This is a genomic window from Gordonia sp. JH63 (genome assembly GCF_009856645.1).
Lineage (GTDB): Bacteria > Actinomycetota > Actinomycetes > Mycobacteriales > Mycobacteriaceae > Gordonia > Gordonia hongkongensis.
This window is the reverse complement of sequence record NZ_CP047235.1, coordinates 5,119,297-5,143,949: the sequence shown is the minus strand read 5'-3', so window position 1 is coordinate 5,143,949 and position 24,653 is coordinate 5,119,297. Positions and strand designations below refer to the sequence as shown.

Here is a 24,653-nt window from a genome sequence, read left to right as displayed (position 1 = left end):
GGCGTCAGTAACCCATCGTGCGCAATGTGTCTGCGACGCGGTCGAGTTCGGACCGGCGTACGTCGAGGTGCGGGCTGATCCGGAGCACCGGATGCTCGGTCGCCAGCGGTGCGCGCCAGGTGTCCGCGGCGGTGACCAGGACACCGAGTGACAGCAGTTTGTCGCGGGCCGCGGCGACGTCGTCGAACTGCCATCCGGGCGGTGGTGCGAGGGTGATGATCGCCGACGGCTCGTCGAGCGGTTCGAGGACCTCCCAGCTCGCGATGCCGTGGAGTCGTTCGCGGGTGACCCGGCCGATCTTCGCGAGTTCGCGGAAGACGCGCTGCTGGCCGATCTCGAGCAACTCGCGGACCGCGACACCGAGTCCGAGGCGACCGGCGATGAATGCCTCGGAACCGTCGATTCGTACCGGCCGCAACGAGTCTCGACGCACCGCGACGAACCCGACGCCACGCGGGCCGGTGAGCCACTTGCGGCTGGTGCCGTAGACGACGTCGGCACCGGTGACGGTGGGGACGTGACCGACCGACTGCGCCATGTCCACCACGACGGGCACACCGGCCCGATGCGCGAGTTCGACGATCCGCGTGACCGGCTGCACCACACCGGACATCGAGCCGATGTGGCAGACGTGGATGAAGTCGGGCTGCTCGAACTGCAGCATGTTCTCGAGCGCGTCGGTGTCGACGTGACCGTAGACGTCCCCGTCGGGCATGGTCCGTACCGCGTACCCGCGGCGCTCGAACTCCTCGAGGTTGGGCCCGAACTCGTTCTTCGCCACCCACACGGTCGATGTGACGGGCAGGCTCCAGTTGGTGAGGAGGGCGCGCAGAGCGGCGCGGGCGCTCTCACGGAAGACCACCTCGTCGCCGGTGTGTCCGATCAGGGCAGCGAGATTCCTTGTGTCGCGCGCGATCTCCTCGGCGCGGTCGTCGGCGGCGACATACGACCCGCGTTCGGTCTCCCGCCAGAGGTGCGCGGTCATCGCGCCGATCAGTGCGTACGACGAGCGGCCCGCCGAAGCAGAGTCGAGATGTGCCAGGGCTGGTTCGAGCCGGGCCGCATGCCACTGCTCGCCGAGATCGCTGACGTACATGGGCCACAACCTACCGGGTGGTCGAGGTGTCCACACCCATCGGGAACCGCACAGCGGGAACCCGGGCGCTGGGAACCGATCGATGGGAACCGGATTGGGCCCCGGTGCGTCCAAGACCTCATGGACCCGGCGATCGAGTATTTCTTCGGGACCGGCGACGGTCCGACGACGCGCTGGTCCGGGGCCGCCGACCTCGCGCTCGGGGAACCGCGGTCGGATCTCTTCGACGCGATCCGGCTCGACTTCGACGGCGACGGTCGTCGTGATGACGCGATGTGGGACACCGACGCCGACGGTGTCGCCAACGTCGCCGCGCTCGACACCGATGACGACGGCGAGCCCGACGCCTACTACCGCGACTCCGGTGCCGGTCTCTGGGACCGGCCCGTCGCGCGAGCCGATCTCGCCGGCGAACAACTGCCGCGGCGCGACGTCCCCGAGCGGACTCCGCAGCCCCCGGCAGCGCAGGTCACCCGGGTCGACCTCGACGACGACGGTGATCCCGATGCCGAGATCATCGGCGCCGACCGGGGCGGCCGGATCGTCGGCGAACGACTCTACGTCGACTCCGACGCGGACGGCGGCCACGATGTGGTGCTGGTGGACCTGGATGCGGACGGCGTGGCCGACGCCGCCTATGACAACCGGGACCCGCGGTTCACGCGGCGGGGTCGGTGACGCTGGGCCGCACCGTCGTGGGCTCGGCGGACCAGTGCCCACGCGGATGCAGGAGGCGCACCACGAGCATTCCGAGCAGGTACAGCACCACCCCGAGCACGACGAGCCCGACCGCCCGGCCGTCGTCGGGGATTGCGAGCGCCGCGACGGTCACCGCACCCACGTAGGCGATGTTGAACACCGCGTCCTGCACCGAGAACACCTGTCCGCGCACGGCGTCGTCGACATCGACCTGCATCGCCACGTCGCCACACAACTTGGCGATCTGCCCGATGAGTCCGAGTACGAACGCCGACCCGCAGATCACCGCGAAGTCGAAGCTGAGCACGGACATCTCGGCGACCGCCCCGACGGCCAGCGCGACGAGCAGCGTCACGTACCGGCCCACCCGTGCCACCGCGATCGGCGTGATGACGGCGGCGAGAAGCGCCCCCGCGCCGGTGAAACCGATGACCACGCTGACGCGGTCGACCCCGTCGCCGGGACCCATCTGGCGCGTCAGCACCAGGATCATCAGCGTGTTCATCCCGAACACCAGCCGGTGGGCCCCGATAGCCGACAACGCGGCGGCCACGGTCTTGTGGTGGACGACGGCGCGCGCACCGTGCCAGAGTCCGACCGAGACCGCGTGCACGGCCGAACGACCCGGGTCGTCGGGCTCGTCGGGACCGAGTTGCAGCGGTCGGAACCGATGCGCCAGCCCGCCGGAGACGACGGCCAGCACGATCCCGGCGACCATCGTGAGGGCACTGCCCACGTTGTCGTCGCCGAAGATCGCGCGGAGTCCCAGGGTGACGCCGAGGCCGACGGTGAGCATCGCGCCGCCCAACGTGGTGAACAACGCATTGGTGGCGACCAGCACCTCACGCCGCGCGACGTGCGGCAGTCCGGCCGACAGTCCGGCCGCCACGAACCGGCTCGCACCCGTCGCGGCGAGGGCGGAGATCAGCACCACGACATCGGGTGCGCCGGAGGCGACGGCCAGTGCGACGAGCCCGATGATCAGCCCGCGCAGCAGGTTCGCGTACAGGAGGACGTTGCGTCGATCCCAATGGTCGAGCAACGCGCCCGCGAATGGGCCGATGAGCGAATACGGCAGCAGCAGCACCGCGAGGCCACCGGCCACCGCGAGCGGATCGGCATGGCGCTCGGGGTTGAACAGGATGCTGCCGACCAGCGCGGCCTGGAAGATCCCGTCGGTGATCTGACTGGACAACCGGACCGACAACAACCGGCCGAGTCCCGGCGACGAACGGAGGGAGTGGACGAACACCGACCACCCGCGTTGGTCACGGGTCACCTGGGTGCTGCTCACCGATCCAGCCTACCGAGCTGACGATGGACGTCGTCGGCCACGGACGTGCGATGATGGTCGGGTGGCCGGAGGTGAAGACGCAGACGATCCCACACCGGAATCCCGCCCCGGAGAACACTCGGCGGACAGCGGTGGTGGTGCGCGTATGCCCGGCGTCCCTTGGGATGCCGACCCCACGCCGCGGGTGCGTCCGGGCACCGCGCTGATCGCCTCGACCGATCTCATCGAACCCACCTTCGCCCGGACCGTCATCTACGTCATCGAGCACAACGAGTCGGGCAGTCTCGGGGTCATCCTCAACCGGATGAGCCAGACCGCCGTGCACAACCTCCTGCCACAGTGGACCGACATCGCGGCCTCGCCGCGCGCCCTCTATGTGGGCGGGCCGGTGAACCAGGAGGCGGCGCTGTGCCTGGGGGTGGTGAAACCCGGCACCGACATCGACGACGTGCCCGCCCTGCGTCCGGTCGACGGCCGGGTCGTCCTGGTCGATCTCGACGCCGACCCCGAGCCCCTTGCCGAGGTCCTCGAGGGTGTCCGGATCTTCGCGGGCTACAGCGGATGGGGCATCGGGCAACTCGACGACGAGCTCGACCAGTTCAGCTGGATGGTCGCCTCGGCACTCCCCCGCGACCTGCTCGCGCCGCCGGCGTCGGACGTGTGGTTCGACGTCCTGCGCAGGCAGGCCTGGCCGAAACCCCTTCTCGCGACCCACCCGATCGATCTCAGCGTGAACTGAGTCGGTCCATCCGGACGGTGATGCTGAGCATTGCCTGACACACCCGGTGATCCACGTCACCTGCGGGGTGTTAGGTTGTGGACGCTTGATCAATTCTTCGCTGGACAAACCGTGGATTGTTCCAGCGCATGACATGCGGGGGTGTGCATGAGCGGGTCGAAGAGTGCGCGGGTTCTGGTGGGGGTGATCCTCGCGGTGGTCGCGCTGGTGGCGCCCATCGCGGTGGCGGGCGCCGCCCCGGTCGGACCCACCGGCGGCACCGACGGGGCGCGATGGGCGGCGAGCCACGACGGCCCGCAACCCTATGCCGGCGTCAACGTCACCTGGGATGTGCCGATCCGGATGAGCGACGGCACGGTTCTCCGGGCCAACGTGTACCGCCCGGCCGACGCTCGCGAGCGTCCCACGTCGACGAAGACGCCGGTCATCGTCAACATGACGCCCTACACCAAGCTCATCACCACCGTCGGTTCCGCCGTGATGCAGAACCCGGTGCTCGAGCCCTACCTGCTGCAGATCGCGCGGTCGATCAACCTGTCCGGGACGCCGATCGACGGCATCAACGACATCGCGCACACCATCCGCGACGGCGGCGCGAAGACCTTCCTCGTCGACTTCGATCTGGTGCGCAGCGGTTACACGCAGGTCGTTGTCGATGTGCGCGGCACCGGTTTCTCGCAGGGAGTCTGGGACGTCTTCCAGTCGCGGGAACAGCGCGACACCATCGAGGTCATCGACTGGGCGTCGAAGCAGCGGTGGTCCAACGGCAAGGTCGGGATGTCGGGTGTGTCGTACTCGGCGATCAACCAGATCCAGGCCGCGAACAAGAACCCGAAGGCACTCAAGGCGATCTTTCCGGTTGAGCCGGGCGGCGACCTCATCCGCGACATCGTCGCCCCTGGCGGCGCTCTGGGTGTCGGCTTCCTCCCGCTGTGGCTGACGCTGGTCAACACCACCAAGATGATCCCGAACGTCGCGTCGATGCTGAACGGCACCTTCGACTGGAAGTGGTTGGCGGACCGGATCTCCGACCCGTTCACCTTCTACCCACAGCTGTTCGCCGCACTGCTCACCCCCGACATCCCGTCGGTGCCGCCGAACCTGAAGGCGTTGCTGGACAACAATTCCGAGCCGAGGTCGTCGTGGCTCGACCACGCCGACCGCATCACCACGCCGACGTTCATCTACGGCGGCTGGTTCGACCTCTTCACCAACAGTGAAGTCCGGATGTACAACAAGATCCCGCTGCCGCCGGGCCAGAAGCAACTCATCATGGGCGACGGTTATCACCTGACGATCGGCGGCGGCCAAGAGGGCCGGCGGAACACCCCGCCCCGGTTGGATGTCTTGCAGAAGGCGTGGTTCGACAAGTGGCTCAAGGGAATCGACAACGGTGTCGACTCGTACGGTCCCGTCAACCTCAAGCAGGTCGGCGACTCGTGGATCACCGCTCAGCAGTTCCCGCGCGCCGGGATGGAACGCCAGCGGCTCTACCTCAGCGACCGGCGCAGCGGTACCGCGGCACATGCGGTCCGTGACGGCAGCCTGACCCCGGCCGCTCCCGCATCTCGTGCCCGGATGACCATCGCGCCCGGACTGGCACCGATGTGTTCGCGCGACGCCGCGCAGCAACTGGCCGGTGCCCTCGCGATCTTCCCGTTCTGTGCTCTCGACGCACGCATCTCCGAGCGCGCGGCGTTGACGTTCACCACTCCCCCGATGACCACGACGCGCAGCGTGTCCGGGTACGCCAACGTGCGGTTGAACACCGTGCTCGACGCCACCGACGGATACTGGACCGCCACCCTCAACGATGTCGCTCCCGACGGGACGTCGAAGGTGCTGACCTCCGGCCAGGTGATGGCGTCGCTGCGCGGATACGACGACGCGAGGTCGCAGTTCGCGCCCAACGGCGACGTCATCGATCCGTTCTACGAGCTCACGCTGGCGTCACGCCAACGCGTCGTGCCGGGCCGCCCGGTGAGTGTCGACATCGGCCTGCTGCCGACCGAGGCACTCATCAAACCGGGACACCGCCTGCGGATCGACGTGTTCGCGATGAACTTCCCGCGCGGTCTGCCGTTGCGTCCGCTGCTGAACGAGTCCGGACTACGACCGCAACACATCCAGCTCGACCCGAACCGGCCGAGCTTCGTGAACCTGCCGCTGTCGACCCCGGTGGGACCCCCTGCTCCCTGAGGAGCGCCCGGAGCTTGCGGAGGGCGCGTCACGAAGGGTTCGGTGACCGTGGTTGCGAAGAGCCTTCGTGACGCTCGCAAGCTCGCACCTCAGTATCTGCGGCCTGGCTGCCGTCGTGGGGTCGAAAGAACTGCATCGTTGCCGCCCTATCTTGAAGCGCAATCTCGGCCGAACTTGCGCTACTCGCGTGCACTGTGGCGCCGCATTCTCGTGACCGACGAACTTCAACTCGACTCCTAGACTTCGATCGAAGTCCATCGGTCGAGTTGAAGTCTGCCGGTCGCGGGCCCGGCGCCCTCCGTTGTTATCTGCTCTACCCGCAGGCCGCTTCCGGACCCGGAACCGCTGAACTGGCGTTCTTTCGGATCAGGGAGCCGGAGTGGGCGCCCCGGCCGCTTCGGCGTCGTCCGCCTCGCGTCCGTACCGGGTCGCCAGCCACGAGCAGATCATGAGCTGGATCTGGTGGAAGATCATCAGCGGCAGCACGATGAGGCCGACGGTGGTGCCGGTGAACAGGACGGTCGCCATGGGCAGGCCGGTGGCCAGGCTCTTCTTGGTGCCGCAGAACTGGATGGCGATCGTGTCGGCGCGGTCGAAGCCGAGCCGCTTCGGGAGCCAGCCGGTGATCGCGAGCATCACGATGACGAGCAGCAGCGAGATGATGGTCACGGCGATCACCTGACCCACCTCCACCGACGACCAGATGCCCTGGACGACGCCCTCACTGAACGCGACGTAGACGACGAGCACGATGGCGCCGCGGTCGGCGAGCTTGGTGATCTTCGCGTGCCGGGTGAAGAACGGGCCGACCCACCGGCGGGCGAGCTGCCCCAGCAGGAACGGCACCAGGATCTGCGCGACGATCTTCAGGACCGACGTCGCGTCGATGCTGATGTCGCCGGCGTTCTGCATCAGCGCGACCACCAGCAGCGGCGTCAGGAAGACGCCGAGGATGTTCGACGTGGATGCGCTGACGATCGCCCCGGCGATGTTGCCTCTGGCCATCGAGGTGAAAGCGATCGATGACTGCACCGTCGATGGGACCAGGCATAGAAAGAGCAGTCCGGCATAGAGGTCCTCGCCGATCAACGGCTCGACAACCGGTTTCAGCGCCAGTCCCACGATCGGGAAGACGATGAACGTGAACGCGAGGATCGTGACGTGCAGCCGCCAGTGCCGGAGACCTTCGAGCGCCTCGCGTGGATGAAGTCGAGTGCCGTAGAGGAAGAACAGTGCGGCGATCGCGACGATCACCACCCAGTCGAGTGCCTCCGCCGCCGCGCCGCGAACCGGCAGGAATGCGGCCACCGCGACGGCGATGCAGATGGCCAGGATGAAGCCGTCGATCGGAGAACGATCGAGGAGATTCTTGAGAGTACGCATGGATGTGCCCCGAGATCGGTGGTGTGAGACGACGCCGGCCGGCTCAGGCCTGGGCCGAGTCGCCTGCGCAGACGCCGCGCAACGAGCAGGCACCGCAGCTGCTGGTGCCGCAGTCGGCCGCCGGGTCCGAGGGGTTCTCGTCGGCAGCATGGCTGTGGGCGTCGCCGCCGGAACAGCAGGAACAGCCCTCGTCGTCGGCGGGTACGGCTGCAGCGGCGCGTACCCCGATGCCGCTGACCAGTCCGACCACCACGAGCGCGGCCACCAGCGCGACGAGTCCGAAGGCCAGTGCCCACCCGCCCGGGACAGCAAGGGTCGCGATGGCCCCCAGCGTGAGGATCACCGACGCGCCGAGGGTGCCCGGTCCGGCGATGCGGTTGGCGACGCGGAAAGCCTCGTCGGATCGCATGGTCTCCGCGGAGCGAACGCCGATCCAACGATTGCGCGGGAGGGTGCCGCGGAGTCCGCGGATTCCTACCACCGCCCAGAGTCCGGCCAGCACGAAGAGCAGTACGGCAACGGCGACGGACACGGCATTCACGACCCACAGCATACGACCGTGCGTCGTACCGAGGTGAATCGGTATCTGACGAGCCGGTGCCGCCTACGGCGGAGGCGACCGGATTGGGGGCGGCGACGGACAGGATTTACCCTGGTCGCGTGACTTCAGCCGAGAAGACGAGCGGCGACACCGCCGGCACGACCGCCCACCGCTACACGGCGGCGGTCGCCGGCGAGATCGAGCAGCGCTGGCAGCAGACCTGGTCCGACGAGCACGCCTACGAGGCGCCGAATCCCGTCGGGCCGCTCGCCGGTGACCTGTCCGACTTCGGTGGCGGGGACGCCGACGCCGCCGACAAGCTCTTTGTGCAGGACATGTTCCCCTACCCGTCCGGCGCGGGCCTGCATGTCGGCCACCCGCTCGGCTTCATCGCAAGCGATGTCTTCGCGCGCTACCAGCGGATGACCGGCAAGAACGTGCTGCACACGATGGGCTTCGACTCGTTCGGCCTGCCCGCCGAGCAATACGCGGTGCAGACCGGCACCCATCCGCGCACCACCACCGAGCAGAACATCGAGCGCTACCTGGGCCAGATCCGACGGCTCGGGCTGGGCCACGACGAGCGCCGTCGGGTGGCCACCACGGACGTGGACTTCTACCGGTGGACCCAGTGGATCTTCCTGCAGATCTACAACGCCTGGTACGACACCGACCAGGGCAAGGCTCGGCGCATCTCCGAGCTGGTCGACGAATTCGCCTCGGGTGCACGAGCATTAGGTGGGAAGCATGAGGGGCGCAGCTGGGCCGACCTCTCCCCTGCCGAGCGCACCGAGATCCTCGACGACCATCGCCTGGTGTACCTGAGTGATTCGCTGGTGAACTGGTGCCCAGGACTGGGCACCGTGCTGGCCAACGAGGAGGTCACCGCCGACGGCCGCAGTGACCGCGGCAACTTCCCGGTGTTCCGGAAGCATCTGCGGCAGTGGATGATGCGGATCACCGCGTACTCCGACCGGTTGCTCGACGACCTGGATCTGCTGGACTGGCCGGACAAGGTCAAGACCATGCAGCGCAACTGGATCGGACGCTCGCGCGGTGCCCAGGTTCGCTTCGACGTGCCCGGCGTCGGCGGCATCGAGGTGTTCACCACCCGTCCCGACACCCTGTTCGGCGCCACCTACATGGTTCTCGCGCCCGAGCATCCGCTCGTCGGCGACCTCATCACCGGAGCATGGCCCGAGGGCACCGATGATCGCTGGACCCGCGGCGGGGCCGACCCCGCGGCCGCGATCGCGGAGTACCGCGCGTCGATCGCCGCGAAGTCCGACCTCGAGCGCCAGGAGAACAAGGAGAAGACGGGTGTCTTCACCGGCAGCTTCGCCGTCAATCCCGTGAACGGAGAGCAGGTTCCGGTCTTCGTCGCCGACTACGTCCTCATGGGCTACGGCACCGGCGCGATCATGGCGGTCCCGGCCCACGACGCCCGCGACCATGAGTTCGCGACGGTGTTCGGACTGCCGATCCGCGAGGTGATCGGCTCCGACACCGACATCGCCACCGAGGCGTACGTGGGCGACGGACCCCTGGTGAACTCCGGGTTCCTCGACGGTCACAATGTCGAGGACGCGAAGGCGGCGATCGTCGAACGTCTCGAGGCCGACGGGGTGGGCACCGGGAGAATCCAATACAAGCTTCGCGACTGGCTGTTCGCCCGTCAGCGTTACTGGGGCGAACCCTTCCCGATCGTCTACGACGCCGCCGGCCAACCCCACGCGCTGCCGGAATCGATGCTGCCGGTGGAGCTTCCAGAGGTCGACGACTATGCGCCGGTGTCCTTCGACCCCGACGACGCGGACAGCGAGCCGTCGCCTCCGCTGGCGAAGGCCACCGAGTGGATGACGGTGGAACTCGACCTGGGCGACGGCGTGCAGACCTACACCCGGGACGCCAACGTCATGCCCCAGTGGGCGGGCAGTTCGTGGTACCAGCTGCGCTACATCGACCCCACCAACTCGGAAACCCTGTGCGCCAAGGAGAACGAGGCGTACTGGATGGGGCCCCGGCCGGCACTGCACGGCGAGAACGACCCGGGTGGCCTCGACCTCTACATCGGTGGTGTCGAGCACGCGGTGCTGCACCTGCTGTATTCGCGGTTCTGGCACAAGGTCCTCTTCGACCTCGGATACGTCACGAGTCGCGAACCGTACCGAAAGCTGTTCAACCAGGGCATGATCCAGGCGTACGCCTACACCGATTCGCGCGGCATCTATGTGCCCGCCGAAGAGGTCACCGAAGAGAACGGCGAGTTCTTCTACAACGGTGAGAAGGTTCGCCGGGAGTACGGCAAGATGGGCAAGTCCCTCAAGAACTCGGTGGCGCCCGACGACATCTGCCGTGACTACGGTGCCGATACGCTGCGCGTCTACGAGATGTTCATGGGTCCGCTCGACCAGTCGCGGCCGTGGGCCACCAAGGACGTGGTGGGGTCGCAGCGATTCCTGCAGCGCATCTGGCGACTCGTCGTCGACGAGGAGTCCGGTGCGCTCCGGGTCGCCGACACCGAGCTCGACGACGACACGAAACGGTTGCTGCACAAGACCATCGCCGGCGTCCGCGAGGACTACGACGCGTTGCGCAACAACACGGCGGTCGCCAAGCTCACGGTGCTGACCAACCACCTCACCAAGAACTTCGAGAAGACCGGCGCCCCGCGGGAGGCCGTCGAGGCGCTGGTGATCATGCTGGCTCCCCTGGCGCCGCACATCGCCGAGGAGCTGTGGCATCGGCTGGGTCGGGAGACCCTGGTGGTGCGGACCGCATTCCCGGTCGCCGATGAGGAGTGGCTGGTCGAGGACACCGTCGAGATCCCGGTTCAGGTCAAGGGCAAGGTCCGCAGTCGGATCACCGTCCCGGCCGACGCCGACGAAGAGACCCTGCGTGCCGCCGCGCTCGCCGACGAGAAGATCGTCGCGCTCCTCGACGGCGCCGAACCCCGCAAGGTCATCGTGGTGCCCGGTCGGATGGTGAACATCGTTCCCTGACGGCACCTCTCTGCTCTTTGATCCGAGAGGGCCGTACTCATGCTCCCCGCGTGGCTGGGTCGTGACCCCCTCTGCTCTGCTCCCCGCGTGGTTGGGTCGTGACCCCCTCTGTTCCCCGCGGGGCTCGGGCGTAACACCCCCCGCTCCATGAGGAGCGAGCTTGCGAGCGTCACGAAGGGTCCTGGTGAGATGCCTGGCAGACCCTTCGTTACGCGCCCTCCGCAAGCTCCGGGCGCTCCTCAGGGAGCAATGGGGTGCGGTTCTCCCAGGTCAGAGGGCGGAGCGGTTGCCATCTACTTCGGCGGCAACTTCCGCGCGTAGTTCGAACCGATCGCAATCCAGCGGGAGAGCTGGCGGTCGGTGGCTATGCCGGCGTCGTCGACGCGTAGCCATCCCCGGAGCTCGCGTTCCGACATCACCATCGGCCGGGTGTGCGGGTACTCGAGGAGGCTCTCGGTCTCCTCGGGTGCGACGCGCACCATGATCCCGCCCTTGCCGCTGGCGGCGACGGCCATGTTGCCGTTGATCAGAAAGGCCAGCCCGCCGAACATGCGCTTCTCGTCGAGGCCGCACTCGGTCGCCAGCAGAGCACGGATGCGGTAGGCCAGTTCCTCGTCGTACGCCACCGGTCCACATTATTCGGCTTCGGTCACGAACCGGGACTTGGCAACGAACTTACTGCGCAGTAAGGTACTGCCATGGCGATCAACCTGGAGCTCCCGAAGAAGTTCGATTCGACGGTCGAGCGCACCCACATGGCTGCCGAGCACCTCTTCCGGCCGATCTCGCGGAAGTACGACCAGGCCGAGCACGAGTACCCGGTCGAACTCGACGAACTGGCGAAGCTCGCCAAGCAGAGTCGCTCCACGGAGAAGTCCGCCGACGCCGAGAAGTCCGCCGACGCCGAGAAGTCCGCCTCCGACGCTCCGTCGGTGAACGGCGCGAACATGCGCGGGCTCCTGTCGGCTCTGGAGATGAGCTGGGGCGACGTGGGCCTGCTGCTCTCCATTCCCGGTCAGGGCCTGGGCAATGCCGCGATCGCGGCCGTGGCGAACCCCGAGCAGCTCGAACGTTTCGGCGACGTATGGGCGGCGATGGCCATCACCGAGCCGAGCTTCGGCTCGGACTCGGCGGCAGTGTCGACGACCGCGACCCTCGACGGCGACGACTACATCCTGAACGGGGAGAAGATCTTCGTGACCGCGGGATCGCGCGCCGACCACGTCGTCGTGTGGGCGACCATCGACAAGAGCGTCGGACGCGCGGCCATCAAGAGTTTCGTCGTGCCGATGACCACCGAGGGCGTCACCGTGGCCCGCCTCGAGCACAAGCTGGGCATCAAGGCCTCCGACACGGCGGTCATCCGGTTCGAGAACGCGCGGGTCCCCGCCGAGAACCTGCTCGGCTCGCCGGAGATCGACACCAAGAAGGCCTTCGGCGGGGTCATGCAGACCTTCGACAACACCCGTCCGGTGGTCGCCGCGATGGCCATCGGGCTCGGTCGCGCCTCCCTGGAGGAGCTGCGTCGGATGCTGGAGGAAGCGGGTCACGAGATCGACTACGACCGTCCCGCGTCGTCGCAGCACGCCACCGTCGCCGAGTTCATCCGCCTCGAATCCGATTGGGAGGCCTCGTGGTTGCACACGGTGCGGGCGGCGTGGATGGCAGACAACAAGCAGCCCAACTCGACCGAGGCATCGATGTCGAAGGCGAAGGCCGGTCGGACCGTCACCGACATCACCAACAAGACCGTCGAGATCGGTGCGACGGCAGGCTATTCCGAGACGTCACTGGTGGAGAAGTGGGCGCGTGACTCGAAGATCCTTGACATCTTCGAGGGAACCCAGCAGATCCAGCAGCTGATCATCGCCCGGCGCGTGTTGGGGAAGAGCTCGACCGATCTGACGTAAGACTCTCGAAAGTCCGGCCGCAGTCCACTGGTCGCGACCGCCGAAAAAGGTCACCTGCAGACCTCAACTCGACCGCAAGACCTCGATCGAGGTCTGGCGGTCGAGTTGAAGTCTGGGTGTCGTCGAACGTTCTCAAACCTGCGCGATGAGCCACGCCGCGATCGTGGCAGCGTTCGCGCGGTCGGTGGCCACGCCCGCATGCCCGGTGAACCGGTCGGAGTACGTGACGCGCACCCCGGCGCGCCGATAGGTCTGCACCAGACCGGACACCAGCGGTTGCGGCGACACGGTGTCGACGGTGCCCGAGTCGATGCGGACCGGTAGCCCCCGATCAAAACGCAGACGGTCGACGTCGTTGTCGCGCAGCACTTTCAACAATGCGACCTTCATCTCGTCGCCGCGCGGTCCCAGGAGCTGGGCCGGTGCGAGGCCGCCGAACGAGTCCGGTGAGGTCAGGTCGGCGTAGCAGCGGGTCTCGACCTGCGGACGGAGCCTCCTCGCCGTCGCGCTGAGCCCGCCGTTGGACATCAGCTCGTCGAACTCGGGATCGGCTGCGGCCGCGCCATATCCGATGAGGGCGGCCAATCCCATCAGTTCGTTGATCGCGGGACCGGACAACGGGACGTAGGACGCCCCGTCGAGGAGCGCGGCCACCTGTGTCGGCGGCGCGAGTGCCGACACCGCGCGTAGTCGGAGGTCACCCCATTCCGATGACGGCCGCGCCGCCGCGGCCAAGGCGGCGACGGCGCCCTCGGAATGCCCGGCCACGACGACGTCGCGGCCGATCCGTCGGTCGTGATCCGCGACGGCCAGCGCCATGTCGACCGTCGATCGCGCCAGCGAGTCGCTGATGAGGTACGGGTGCGGCCCGGGCCCGCCGATGCCCTCGAAGTCGGGCCGTGTGACGGCGAATCCGGCGTCGAGCAACCGGCCGACGATGCCGTCACCTGACGTCATGCGGGGCAGTTCGGAATGACCGGCCCGGGCTCGCGACGGCGCGCACCGGTCCGCGGCGCCGACCGTCATGTGATTCCAGACGGCGAGCGGCCAACCCCCGGCGGGCGGCGGCGTCGACGGTGTGAGCAGCGTGCCGGTCATCTCCGTCGGGAGACCGTGAATGGACGTCGAGCTGTATCGCACGCGGAGCGTCGAACCCGCCTGGGGGAGTGCGACGATCGGATCCGTTACGGTTTCGGAGTCGACGATGCGCGGGACCACGTGAACACCGGCCGCCGAATCCGGCCCTGGACCTCCCGCCCTGGCGGGAGCCTGCACGGTCAGCACCGTGGTGAAGGTCAACGCGACTCCGACGACTGCGGCGAGAAGCCGTCGGCCGCCGATCGATCTCGTGTCCTTCGCAAGCAGGGTGGGCAACGTCACCCGTAGCAGAGTAACCGGGATTCGGGTGCGCCGCGCCGCCTCGGCGGGTCGCAGCACAGATCAGCGCAGGAGACGTTGGCGCAGTACGGCTTCGCGCGCGAGCCGTTCGGTGTCCCGGCGGCGACGCTCGGCCATGATCGCCGACAACACGTCTTCGAACGGGGCGCCGGGCGGGGGAGCGGGTGCGACGAACGGCGCGACGTCGAACACGATCCTCCGGGCGGCATGGGCTCTCGGCTCGGGCTTCATGCCGTGGCGGCCGTTGAGGAACTGGCGGATGATCACCGCGAGTGGGTCGGGGAGGGCGGCCATGTCGGCGGACACGGCCCACGAGTGCAGGCCGGGTGGCATCTCGATGGGTGCCTGCTCGACGAGCCGGTGGCGGTCGCGGATGACGTAGGTCCCGGCGAGCAGGTCGCCCAGGCGCTTGCTCTTGCGCGAGATCGCCGCCGAGATCAGCGCTGGGAGTCCCAGGCACGCATACAGTTCGACGAAGCCGACTAGTGCTCGGGTCAGGGAGTGGCGGAACCCGGTCGGGCCCGCGTCATCGCGGACTGTTCGGAGGCCCAGGACGAGGTGTCCCACGGTCTTCCCCGGGGTCACGGTCTCCAGCAGCGTCGGGAGTGCGACGACGGCGACGATCGGGATCAGGGTGTTGATGGTTCCCCGCCACGCCTCGCTCGCCTCGCCGGCGACCTTGAACGACATCCACCACAGGAACAACCACAGTCCGAACCCCAGCAGGACGTCGATGATGCCGGAGAGAATCCGGTAGCCGAGGTTCGCCGGCGGGAGTGCGAGAGCGACCGCCTCGCCGGAGACGAGGTCGTTGCGTCCAACTCCGACCGTCGTCGTGGCGCCCGCGCCCCATGCGACCGGACCGGGCCGGCCGGCGACGGGTGCGCCCGGGCCCGCGGGGGGCCGAGGCGGCAATGGACGAGACATCACGCCTCACCCTACGACGCAATTCGTCGACAGCGCATCGGGAACTCACAGCCCCGACGTCCGCTGAATGACACGTGCCGCGGAGGTGAGAATGCCCGATACGCTGGCCGAGTGGATCTCGACGCCTATGTGTCCGCGCACCGCGCGACGTGGGAGCGGCTCGATGCGCTCTCGCGGCGCCGCCGACTCACCGGCGCCGAGGCCGACGAGATGATCGACACCTACCAGCGGGTGGCCACCCACCTGTCGGTCATCCGCTCGACGGCGCCCGATGCCTCGCTGGTGGCATACCTGTCGGGCCTCCTGGCCCGCGCCCGCGGTCGCGCAACCGGAACCCGGGTCAGCACGCCGGCGACGGTGATCGAGTTCTTCACCCGATCGTTCCCCGCGGCCCTGTACCGGATGCGCTGGTGGTGGCTCTCGGTGATGGGCGGGTCCCTCGGTGCGGCCGTGATCATGACGTGGTGGGTGCTGGCCCACCCGCGGATCGAGAGTTCGTTCGCATCGCCCGCGGAGATTGAGCGTCTCGTCACCAACGACTTCGAGAACTACTACAGCGAATACGAGGCGACGTCGTTCGCCGCTCGCGTGTGGACCAACAACTTCTGGCTGGCCGCGCTGTGTATCGCGTTGGGGGTCTTCGGGTTCCCCGTGATCTGGATGCTCTACACGAATATCCTCAATCTGGTGGTCGTGGCGTCGATCATGATCCGGCACGGTCGTGGTGACCTGTTCTTCGGACTGATCCTGCCGCACGGCATGCTCGAGCTGACCTGCCTGTTCGTCGCCGCGGGCGTGGGCCTGCGGATCTTCTGGGCCTGGGTGGCCCCGGGGAACCGAACGCGTGCAACGGCTCTCGGGGAGGAGGGCCGGGCAGCGGTCGGTGTCGCGCTGGGTCTGGTCGTCGTGCTGCTGCTGTGCGGGGTCATCGAAGCGTTCGTCACGCCGTCCCCGCTGCCGACCTGGGCCCGGATCGGGATCGGTGTGACGGCGTGGACGCTGTTCATGGCGTACGTCTTCATCGCCGGGCGCCGCGCGTACGAGTACGGCGACACCGGCGATCTCGACGAGGCAGCTCGCGGGCTCACCGTCCCGACGGCGAGATAGCGGCCCGTCGACGTCGAACCGGAATGGAACGACGCCTACGATCACCGGGGAGAGTCGACGACGACGAAGGGGAACACTCTGATGGCAACTCGCAAGGGATCACTCGACGCTGTTTCGCTGCTGGGCGGGGGACTGGCCGCCACCGGGGTTGCGCACTTCATCAAGCCCGAGATCTTCGGCCCTATCACCGAGCCGGTATTCCCCGACGACACCACCACCTGGACCTACCGCAACGGTGCCTGCGAGACCGCTATTGGCCTCGCACTGGTGTCGCCGCGGACCCGCCGGCTGGGCCTGGCCGGGCTGGCCGGTTACGTCGGGTTCCTCGGTTACCGGGCGGCTCTCGCGAAGAAGTGACCGTGGGGCGGAGGTGACGCCGCAGAGTGCGGGATCAGAACCGTCCGAACTCCGCCATCGCGTCGGCGAGGGTCATGCCGTTGCGGATGGCGGCACGGACGTCGATCTCCTTCTCCGTCATGGTCTCCGCTGCCTCGAGCACGACGTCGGCGATCCCGGCGGGGATGACGATGACACCGTCGTCGTCGCCGAGGACGAAGTCGCCGGGCTCGATGACGACCGGTTGCCCGGATGCGCCCGGCATGGTGACGGGTTGCTGCCACGTCTCGACGCGCCAACGGCCGCTGGTCTGCACCGAGGTCGGATAGCAGGAGAACGTCGTGAAACCGATCTCGTGGAGCCATCTCTTGTCGCGCACACCGCCGTCGACCACTGCGCCGACGGAGCCCCGCTGCATCATGCCGATCGCGACGAGTTCACCGAAGTAACAGACGCCCCGGCCGTTCCCCTGCCACACGGAGACCTCGTCCGGGCCGATCTGGCTGCACGCCTGCGCTTTCAGCGGGTCCCGTCCCGGGGCGGCGCTCATCGCGCCCGAGATGGTGAACGCCCACCCGGCCAGCCGTTCGCGTCCGGCCACACACCTGATGTCGGTGGCGAGCGCCTGATCACGGTGGCCCAGGTCGTCGAGGACGTCGGCGACGTTCGCGACGTCGACGGCGAGGAAGCGGGAGCGAATGAGTGCGCGGTCGGTGGTGGTGCGCATGGGCGTCGGCGGCTGACTTTCGGTGAGGGCGGGCGAGAAGCGCGGGACGAACTGCGGTCGCATCAGGTGTCCTGACGCGTTCGCATCCGCAGGCGGCGGAACGCGGTGAACAGGACGACGACGGCCAGGACTCCGTAGAGGACCCAGGTGATCGCGCTGCCCACCAGCACACTCGGATCGCCGCCGCTCGACATCATCGCGTTGCGCAGGCTGGTCTCGGCAAGGGGGCCGAGGACGACGCCGATCATGACGGGGGCGAGCGGGAAACCATAGCGTCGCAGCAGATATCCGACGAAGGCGATGGCGATGACCAGGATGAGGTCGGTGATCGCGGCCGAGGTCGCGTAGACACCGAGCACGCAGAACACCGCGATCCCCGCGTAGAGGTAGTGCCTGGGGATCAGCAGCAGTTTCGCCCAGATGGCGGCGAACGGCATGTTGAGGATCAGCAGCATGACCAGGCCGATGAACAGGCTGGCGATGAGCGTCCAGACGAGATCGGCGTTGCGTTCGAAGAGCAGGGGGCCGGGCTGCAGGCCGTACTGCTGGAATGCGGCCAGCATGATCGCCGCCGTGGCGGAGGTGGGCAGACCCATCGCGAGCAGGGCTCCCATCGCGGTGCCCGACGTCGCGTTGCCCGCCGCCTCCGGACCGGCGACACCGCGGATGGCGCCGTGGCCGAACTGGGGGTCGGGTCGTTTGCGGTCGAGACGACGCTCGGTTCCGTAGGCGAGGAACGTCGGCACCTCTGCGCCGCCGACCGGGATGACGCCAAAGGGGACGCCGAAACCGGTGCCGCGCAACCACGCCGGGAGCGCCTCGCGGAACTCGGCGCGCTTGAGGAAGGGCCGTCCGATGACGGCGTCGGCGTCCGGCGCACGTGTGCGATGGATGCGAGAGGCGACGTAGAGGACCTCGCCCAGGGCCAGGGTGCCGACGGTGATGACGATGATGCTGATGCCGTCGAACAACTCCGGCGCCCCCATCGTGAAGCGCTGGGTGCCCGAGATCCCGTCGATCCCGACGACCGCAAGGATCAGCCCGATGAGGAGTCCGGTCAGACCCTTGATGACGGAGTCGGAGACCACCGAGGCAATCGCGATGAAGGCGAAGACGGCGAGGGCGAAGTATTCGGCGGGACCGAACTGGATGGCGAGATCGGCGAGCTTGGGTGCGAAGAACACGACGATGGTCGTCGCGATCATGCCGCCGATGAAGGCGCCGATCGCGGCGGTGGCGAGGGCCTGGGCGGCCCGCCCGCGTTTGGCCATCCGATGACCCTCGAATGATGTTGCGATGGCGGTGGACCCACCAGGCGTGTTCATCAGGATGCCCATGGTCGAGTCACCGAACAGGCCGCCGAAGTACACGCCGGCGAACATGATGAACGCGGCGGTGGGGTCGAGGGTGAAGGTCACCGGCAGCAGCAGTGCGACGGCCATCGCCGAACCGAGGCCCGGGAGCACACCCACTGCGGTGCCGAGCAGCGCGCCGATGAAGACCCAGAGCAGGTTCATCGGGGTGAGCGCCTGGGAGAAACCTTCCAACAGGAGTGAGACGTTGTCCATCAGAACAGACCTCCCAGGATGCCGGCGGGGAGGTTCAGCCCGAGACCCGCCGAGAAGAACGCCTGCACCGCACAGGAGACGACGAGCGACACCGCGATGTCGAGGACCGGACGGGTGGAACCCATGGCATAGGCGACGATCCAGAAGAGCAGCGCGGCGGACAGAATCCAACCGAGCGGAACCAGCAGCGCGGTGAAGGCGATGAGCCCGGCCAGGACGAGACCCAGTGCACGCCAATCACTCTGCGTTCGCCACTGACCGGTCGCGGGCGGCACGATGTCGGGGTCGGGCTCGTCGGGGTGACGCAGGGTCTGCACGGTCAGCAGTCCGGCGATCACGTACGCGCAGATCGTCAGGATGATTGGGAAGAACGCGGGTCCGGGAGTCGCTGCGCTGCCCGGGATGTCCATCCCGATGATGCCCGCGGTCAGGTAGACGGCAAGTGCGAGCATGAGGCCCGCGACGACCAGACCGCTTCGTCCGGTGAGCGGTCGGCGCGCGGGGTCCGATCCGTGTCCGTCGTCGAGCGTCGTGCCGACGGGCTGTGCCGCCGCATTGTCAGTCGTCATGATGGGCTGCCTTCACTGCCAGTACCGGGACCTCGGCGTCGATGAGGATGCGCTGTGCGTTCGAGCCGAGCAGGAGTTTCCCGACCCGTGACCGACGGCGCAGGCCGACGACGATGAGATCGGCGGCCAGTTCTTCTGAGACGTCGATGAGTTCGGCGGCCGGATCGGAATCCTCGCGACGATGGCCGAGCCAGCGAATCGCGGTGTTGTTGCCGGCATTCTCGACAGGGGCGAAGTCGGGCTCGGGAATGCCACCGTCGTCGTCGACAGCGGGGGTCTCCATGTCGAAGACGATCAGTTGAGAGCTCTCGTTGCGCGCGAGGCGCCGGCCGTGTTCGAAGGCCGCTCGACCTTCGGGGGTGTGGGCGAAAGCGACAAGGATGGGCATGGGTTCTCCGTGATGTCGTGTGGGGCAGGGGTTGTGCAGTGCGGGTTCGCCGACAGGCGGTCGGTCAGTACCCGAGGTCGGCCCAGATGCCGCGGACGAACTCCGATTGCTGGTCGATGACCTGGTTGAATCCGGTACCCGGCGTGAACGTGTCGGACCAGTTGTTGCGCTGCAGTGCATCTCGCCACTCGGGTGATTCGACGACCTCGGTGACGATCGCCTCGAGTTCGGTGCGCTGGTCATCGGTGATGCCCGGCGGTGCGACCACCCCGCGCCAGTTGGTGAGGGTGACGTCGTAACCCAGTTCGGACAGGGTCGGCAGATCGATGGCCGGGACCGGCTCGGGAGCCGAGATCGCCAGTGCGCGTAGATTTCCGGCGGTGATCTGGTCGACGAAGTCCTCGTAACCACTGACCGAGGCCTTGATCGTCCCGGACATGAGTGAGGTCGCCAGTTCGCCACCACCGGAGTAGGCGATGTAGTTGACCGCGGCGGGGTCGATACCGTTCTCCCGAGCCATCTGGCTGATGATCATCTGGTCGACGCTGCCCAGCGAACCGCCACCGAACGTGAAGTTCTTGGGGTCCTTCTTCCATTCGGCCATCAGCTCTTCGATGGTCGTGATCGGAGAATCAGCCGGCACGACGACGACGTCGTAATCGTCGGCGAGCCGCGCGATGGGGGTGACGTCTCCGAGATCCACGTCGGACCCGTTGATGTTGATCGCGCCCAGCATCGTGATGCCCATGACCATGATCGTGGTGGCGTCGCCGGTCATCCCCGCGAACTGGCTGAGTCCGATCGTGCCGCCGGCACCGGGGATGTTGACGACCTGCGAGTTGTTGACGATGTTTTGGGCTCGCAGCGCCTGCTGCATCTCGCGCGCCGCACCGTCCCAACCTCCACCGGCGGCCGCGGGCGCGATCAGGGTCAGTTGCGATCGCGCGTCGGCGCCGCCCTCGCTACCGGCCGCGTCGACGACGCCGACGACGACGATCGCTGCGGCGACCAGTGCGCCGAGTGCTTTGACGAGCGTGGGAACACGTTTCGGCGGACGAGACGTGCGGGACAGCTCTGTCGATTCGTCGGTGCCGGGGGATGGTGCGGTCATGCGGTCCTCGTTTTCGTTCGGGGTCGGGTCCCGAGGCCGAGAGCTACCAACATCGTCTGACTCGATTCTGCTGCGGATGTGAGGACAACCACGTCGGTGGTCACATCGGAAGTGTTGGCGTAACCGTCGTCACAGTCACGCTTGGGCGCATAAATATCGTTTTGCGCTTTTCGCGCGCTCGGCGTCGCGCAGTTATAGATTATAACCTATGGCGGTGACGCAGGACACAGGGGTTGGAAAAGTGGCAGCGGCCAGGTCAGCCGGCGACGGGGTCCTCGGTGAGCGCATCGATGGCACGACGTCCGAGACTGTTGCCGATGTGCTCGCGCATCACCGCGTCGGCACGCTCGGCGTCACCGTCGGCGACGGCCTCCATGATCGCCCGGTGCTCGGCGGTGACCCGCGACCGGTCGTCGGGTGAATCGCCCCGGTGGGAGAGGCCGATGACTCGGTAACGATCTGCTTTGTCCCAGAGTCGTTCGAGGATGTCGATGAGAACGGGGTTGCCCGAAGCGCGGTACACCGTGCGATGGAATTCCCGGTGTCGGACAAGGGCATCGACATCGGACGCACTGGCGATGGGCGAGAGGCGATCGAAGGCATTGCTGATGGCGGCGATGTCGGCCGCCGTTCGCGTCCGCGCGGCGAGCGCCGCCGCGAGCGGGTCCAGGTTCTCGCGTACCTGGTAGAGGTGGCGCGCCTCATTTGCGGATACGGGGGTCACCCGCGCGTCTCGGTGGGCCTCGAGTTCGACCATGCCCTCGGCGGACAGACGGCGGATCGCCTCGCGGAGGGGAGTCGTGCTGACGCCGATCTCGGCCGCGAGTTTGGCCTGGGGGATCACCGCGCCGGCTGGCAGGACCCCGGTCAGAATTCGCCGCTGGAGCTCGGCGTATGCGTAATCGTTCTTGGTGAACATCCCGCCTGGTGCAGTCATGGCGGGCCTCCCGGCAGTGGTCATGGGACGTCGAGATCCGGCAGCGCCGGACGTCGCGATGATAGCACCGGTGGTGCAAGTTATAGGTTATAACCTATGGTGGGACCCATGAGTGGAGCTGAACGCCGCGCGCAACCCGATCTGCCGGTCGTCGATGTCGAGCGGCGGGTCGGGTGCGACGTGTACCGGCAGTGGCCCACGGTGGTCCGTCTACTCGCCGAGAACGTGACCCGCCATGCCGACGCCGAGACGCGCGATCGAGCTCTGGACGACATGACCCGCTGGCTTCGGGCCGGCACCAGCGACGCCGAGATCCCGTATGTGCCGGGCCGGTTGCTGATGCACGACACCACCAGCACGCCCGCCCTCGTCGACATCGCCGCGATGCGTGACGCGGTTGCCGCCCGAGGTGGGGATCCGACGGCGTTGAGTCCCCGCCTGCCGGTGGAGGTCTCGGTGGACCATTCGCTCGCGGTCGAGTCGTACGCGCGCCGCGATGCCGCCGCGGCCAATCTCGCCCACGACATGCGCCGCAACGCGGAGCGGTATCGCTTCCTGGCCTGGGCGTCGACCACGATGGACACCGTGCACATCAACCCGCCGGGTACCGGGATCATGCACACGATCAACCTCGAACAGCTCGCCACCGTGGTGACGGTGGAGTCGGTGGACGGCATCGATCACGCGGTTCCGGACATGATGCTCGGCACGGACAGCCACACGCCCATGATCAACGGGCTGGGTGTATTGGGCTGGGGCATAGGAGGTCTGGAAGCCGAGACGGTGATGTTCGGCATGCCGACCACACTGCGGATCCCCGAGGTCGTGGGAGTCCGCCTCACCGGGACGCTCTCCGCGGGCGTGCTGGCAACGGATCTCGCGCTGGTCGTCACGCACCGTCTGCGCGAGATCGGGGTCACGGGTGAGTTCGTCGAGTTCTACGGGCCGGGCGTATCGGCACTGACGGCGGGCGCACGGGCGGTGATCGCCAACATGGCCCCGGAATACGGTGCCACCACCGGGTTCTTCCCCGTCGACGCACAGACCGTCCGATATCTGGCCGACACCGGACGTACCGCAGAACACTGCGAGCTCGTCGAGTCGGTGACACGACGGCTCGGACTGTGGTTCGACCCCGATGCCGAGCCGCGTTTCACCCGCACGATCGACATCGACCTGGGTGCGGTGGTCCCGTCGGTGGCCGGTCCGCGTCGCCCGCAGGACCTGGTCCCGGTGACCGAGTTGCCGGCGACCTTCGACGCCGAGGGGCCTTCTCGATGTGACGACGACATCCCGATGCCCGCCTTCCCGATCGCCATCGCGTCGATCACGAGCTGTACCAACACCTCTGACCCGCGCCTCCTCATCGCCGCGGGTTTGGTCGCCCGCCGCGCACGGGAACGAGGGCTGCGGGTGCCGGAGTATGTGAAGACCTCCCTCGCGCCGGGTTCGCCCTCTGCCGCCGGCGTGCTCGAGCGGGCCGGTCTCACCGACGACCTGTCCGCGGTCGGCTTCGACATCGTCGGATTCGGTTGTGCCACCTGCATCGGCAACTCGGGACCGCTGCCGGCGGAGATCACCGCGGTGGCCGAGGCGCACACACGAAATCCGGTGGCTGTGCTGAGCGGCAACCGCAACTTCCCCGGCCGCGTCCACCCGGACCTCGAACTGGGCCTGCTGATGTCGCCGCCGATGGTGATCGTCTTCGCGCTCGCGGGTGATGCGGCCATCGATCCCACCGCGGAACCGATCGGCGTCGACGCCGACGGGCATGACGTAATGCTCGCTGATCTGTGGCCTGCGCCGGAGGAGATCGACGCGCTCACCGATGCAGCGCGGCGTCCGCGTGATGTCGTCGACGACTTCGTCTCCGCGTCCCGCAATCCGGCATGGGACGCACTCGATGTTCCGGATGGGCCGCTGTTCCCCTGGGACCCGTCGTCGACGGCCCTGCGGCGTCCTCCTTTCGCCGATGACGGCTACGCGCACACCAGGCTCGGGGAGTACACCGCGCAGCCCCTGCTCGTGCTCGGCGACGACATCACCACCGACCACATCTCCCCGGCCGGGGCGATCAAGCCCGACAGCCCGACCGGTCGATACCTCGTGGAGCGGGGTGCGGAACCGGGCGACCTGAACGTCTACGCGTCCCGGCGCGGCAATTGGGAAGCCATGTTGCGGGGCGGCTTTCAGAACAAGAACGTCCGCAACGCGCTCGCACCGGATGCGGCTCCCGCGCACACCGTGCATGCGCCCACCGGCGACGTCGTGTCCCTCCCGGAGGCCGCTAGCCGGTACGCTAGCGACGGCGACGCGGTGGTGATCGTGGCCGGGGAACGGTACGGCATGGGCAGTTCGCGCGACTGGGCGGCGAAGCTGGTGCGTCTGCTCGGAGCGCGGGCCGTGCTCGCGCGCAGTTTCGAGCGGATTCATCGGTCCAATCTGATCGGTGTCGGCGTCCTGCCGTTGCTCATCCCCGCTGACGTCGACGGCGGGCTGCAGGACCTCCGGCCCGGAGACCGACTGCACGTCGTCGGGACTGCCGACGCCGTCGAGCGCGGGACGGTGGCAGTCGTGGTCCGACGGGTCGACGGTTCCGAAATGCGTTTCGACGCCCAGGTGGCCGCCGAGACCGATCTGGATCGTCGGCTTCTCCGACGCGGCGGAGTCATCCCCAGCATTCTCGACGAGCAACTCGTGCGGTGACCTCGCGGGCCGGGGG

The 24,653-nt window shown here is 67.8% G+C and carries 21 protein-coding genes; 8 read left to right on the top strand and 13 right to left on the bottom strand.

Annotation, left to right across the window (positions count from 1 at the left end):
- Positions 1 to 4 precede the first annotated feature (4 nt).
- The gene (locus GR168_RS22775) at positions 5 to 1,096 is read right to left on the bottom strand and encodes an aminotransferase class V-fold PLP-dependent enzyme (protein WP_159371753.1); all 1,092 of its coding nucleotides are present in this window, start codon (positions 1,094 to 1,096) and stop codon (positions 5 to 7) included.
- Between the two features lie 120 nt (positions 1,097 to 1,216).
- On the opposite strand from GR168_RS22775, the gene GR168_RS22770 reads away from it, so the two are divergent.
- The gene (locus tag GR168_RS22770; protein WP_159371752.1) at positions 1,217 to 1,774 is read left to right on the top strand and encodes a hypothetical protein; all 558 of its coding nucleotides are present in this window, start codon (positions 1,217 to 1,219) and stop codon (positions 1,772 to 1,774) included.
- On the opposite strand, the gene GR168_RS22765 is transcribed toward GR168_RS22770, so the two are convergent.
- On the bottom strand, positions 1,755 to 3,089 hold the full coding sequence (locus GR168_RS22765; RefSeq protein ID WP_159371751.1) for an MFS transporter: 1,335 nt from the start codon (positions 3,087 to 3,089) through the stop codon (positions 1,755 to 1,757). The two genes, GR168_RS22770 and GR168_RS22765, sit on opposite strands and share 20 nt — an antisense overlap.
- Positions 3,090 to 3,234: 145 nt before the next feature.
- On the opposite strand from GR168_RS22765, the gene GR168_RS22760 reads away from it, so the two are divergent.
- Positions 3,235 to 3,828: a YqgE/AlgH family protein gene (locus tag GR168_RS22760; RefSeq protein ID WP_065630864.1), complete on the top strand. Its 594-nt coding sequence runs from the start codon at positions 3,235 to 3,237 to the stop codon at positions 3,826 to 3,828.
- Between the two features lie 147 nt (positions 3,829 to 3,975).
- Complete coding sequence (locus GR168_RS22755; protein ID WP_159371750.1) at positions 3,976 to 6,027, top strand: CocE/NonD family hydrolase; 2,052 nt, start codon at positions 3,976 to 3,978, stop codon at positions 6,025 to 6,027.
- Positions 6,028 to 6,393: 366 nt separating this feature from the next.
- Here the strand turns inward: GR168_RS22755 and GR168_RS22750 are convergent, their stop codons facing one another.
- Both GR168_RS22750 and GR168_RS22745 read right to left on the bottom strand, forming a co-directional pair.
- On the bottom strand, positions 6,394 to 7,410 hold the full coding sequence (locus GR168_RS22750) for a bile acid:sodium symporter family protein (protein ID WP_068970760.1): 1,017 nt from the start codon (positions 7,408 to 7,410) through the stop codon (positions 6,394 to 6,396).
- Positions 7,411 to 7,453: 43 nt separating this feature from the next.
- Entirely contained in the window at positions 7,454 to 7,963 is a 510-nt protein-coding gene (locus GR168_RS22745; protein ID WP_068970761.1) for an SdpI family protein, read from the bottom strand.
- A gap of 107 nt (positions 7,964 to 8,070) precedes the next feature.
- Here GR168_RS22745 and leuS point away from each other — a divergent pair, with 107 nt between their 5' ends.
- Entirely contained in the window at positions 8,071 to 10,953 is a 2,883-nt protein-coding gene (gene leuS, locus GR168_RS22740; protein ID WP_159371749.1) for a leucine--tRNA ligase, read from the top strand.
- Positions 10,954 to 11,246: 293 nt separating this feature from the next.
- On the opposite strand, the gene GR168_RS22735 is transcribed toward leuS, so the two are convergent.
- Positions 11,247 to 11,579, bottom strand: coding sequence for a TfoX/Sxy family protein (locus tag GR168_RS22735; RefSeq protein ID WP_065630869.1), 333 nt, complete (start codon positions 11,577 to 11,579; stop codon positions 11,247 to 11,249).
- A 72-nt stretch (positions 11,580 to 11,651) separates the two neighbouring features.
- On the opposite strand from GR168_RS22735, the gene GR168_RS22730 reads away from it, so the two are divergent.
- Complete coding sequence (locus GR168_RS22730; RefSeq protein ID WP_159371748.1) at positions 11,652 to 12,863, top strand: acyl-CoA dehydrogenase family protein; 1,212 nt, start codon at positions 11,652 to 11,654, stop codon at positions 12,861 to 12,863.
- A gap of 132 nt (positions 12,864 to 12,995) precedes the next feature.
- Here the strand turns inward: GR168_RS22730 and GR168_RS22725 are convergent, their stop codons facing one another.
- Positions 12,996 to 14,243, bottom strand: coding sequence for a lipase family protein (locus GR168_RS22725; RefSeq protein ID WP_238994978.1), 1,248 nt, complete (start codon positions 14,241 to 14,243; stop codon positions 12,996 to 12,998).
- Positions 14,244 to 14,303: 60 nt separating this feature from the next.
- Positions 14,304 to 15,188, bottom strand: coding sequence for an RDD family protein (locus GR168_RS22720; protein ID WP_159371747.1), 885 nt, complete (start codon positions 15,186 to 15,188; stop codon positions 14,304 to 14,306).
- A 111-nt stretch (positions 15,189 to 15,299) separates the two neighbouring features.
- Between GR168_RS22720 and GR168_RS22715 the strand changes: the two genes are divergently transcribed.
- Together GR168_RS22715 and GR168_RS22710 are read left to right on the top strand one after the other, a co-directional pair.
- Positions 15,300 to 16,295 (top strand): stage II sporulation protein M, encoded by a 996-nt coding sequence (locus tag GR168_RS22715; RefSeq protein WP_159371746.1) that lies wholly within the window; start codon positions 15,300 to 15,302, stop codon positions 16,293 to 16,295.
- A gap of 81 nt (positions 16,296 to 16,376) precedes the next feature.
- Positions 16,377 to 16,652: a hypothetical protein gene (locus tag GR168_RS22710; protein WP_159371745.1), complete on the top strand. Its 276-nt coding sequence runs from the start codon at positions 16,377 to 16,379 to the stop codon at positions 16,650 to 16,652.
- Positions 16,653 to 16,686: 34 nt separating this feature from the next.
- Here GR168_RS22710 and GR168_RS22705 read toward each other — a convergent pair whose 3' ends face one another.
- From GR168_RS22705 to GR168_RS22680, 6 genes are all read right to left on the bottom strand, one after another.
- A complete protein-coding gene (locus GR168_RS22705) occupies positions 16,687 to 17,421 on the bottom strand; it encodes an RraA family protein (RefSeq protein ID WP_238994977.1) in 735 nt (244 codons plus the stop codon).
- Positions 17,421 to 18,926: a tripartite tricarboxylate transporter permease gene (locus tag GR168_RS22700; protein WP_137809165.1), complete on the bottom strand. Its 1,506-nt coding sequence runs from the start codon at positions 18,924 to 18,926 to the stop codon at positions 17,421 to 17,423. Before GR168_RS22700 ends, GR168_RS22705 begins: the two co-directional genes overlap by 1 nt.
- Positions 18,926 to 19,495: a tripartite tricarboxylate transporter TctB family protein gene (locus GR168_RS22695; RefSeq protein ID WP_159371744.1), complete on the bottom strand. Its 570-nt coding sequence runs from the start codon at positions 19,493 to 19,495 to the stop codon at positions 18,926 to 18,928. Before GR168_RS22695 ends, GR168_RS22700 begins: the two co-directional genes overlap by 1 nt.
- Positions 19,485 to 19,883 (bottom strand): universal stress protein, encoded by a 399-nt coding sequence (locus GR168_RS22690; protein WP_137809167.1) that lies wholly within the window; start codon positions 19,881 to 19,883, stop codon positions 19,485 to 19,487. Before GR168_RS22690 ends, GR168_RS22695 begins: the two co-directional genes overlap by 11 nt.
- A gap of 64 nt (positions 19,884 to 19,947) precedes the next feature.
- Positions 19,948 to 20,994 (bottom strand): tripartite tricarboxylate transporter substrate binding protein, encoded by a 1,047-nt coding sequence (locus GR168_RS22685; protein WP_159371743.1) that lies wholly within the window; start codon positions 20,992 to 20,994, stop codon positions 19,948 to 19,950.
- A 256-nt stretch (positions 20,995 to 21,250) separates the two neighbouring features.
- Positions 21,251 to 21,931, bottom strand: a complete 681-nt coding sequence (locus GR168_RS22680; RefSeq protein ID WP_159371742.1) for a GntR family transcriptional regulator — start codon at positions 21,929 to 21,931, stop codon at positions 21,251 to 21,253.
- Positions 21,932 to 22,039: 108 nt separating this feature from the next.
- Between GR168_RS22680 and acnA the strand changes: the two genes are divergently transcribed.
- Positions 22,040 to 24,637: an aconitate hydratase AcnA gene (gene acnA / locus GR168_RS22675; RefSeq protein WP_159371741.1), complete on the top strand. Its 2,598-nt coding sequence runs from the start codon at positions 22,040 to 22,042 to the stop codon at positions 24,635 to 24,637.
- The last annotated feature ends 16 nt before the right edge of the window (positions 24,638 to 24,653 follow it).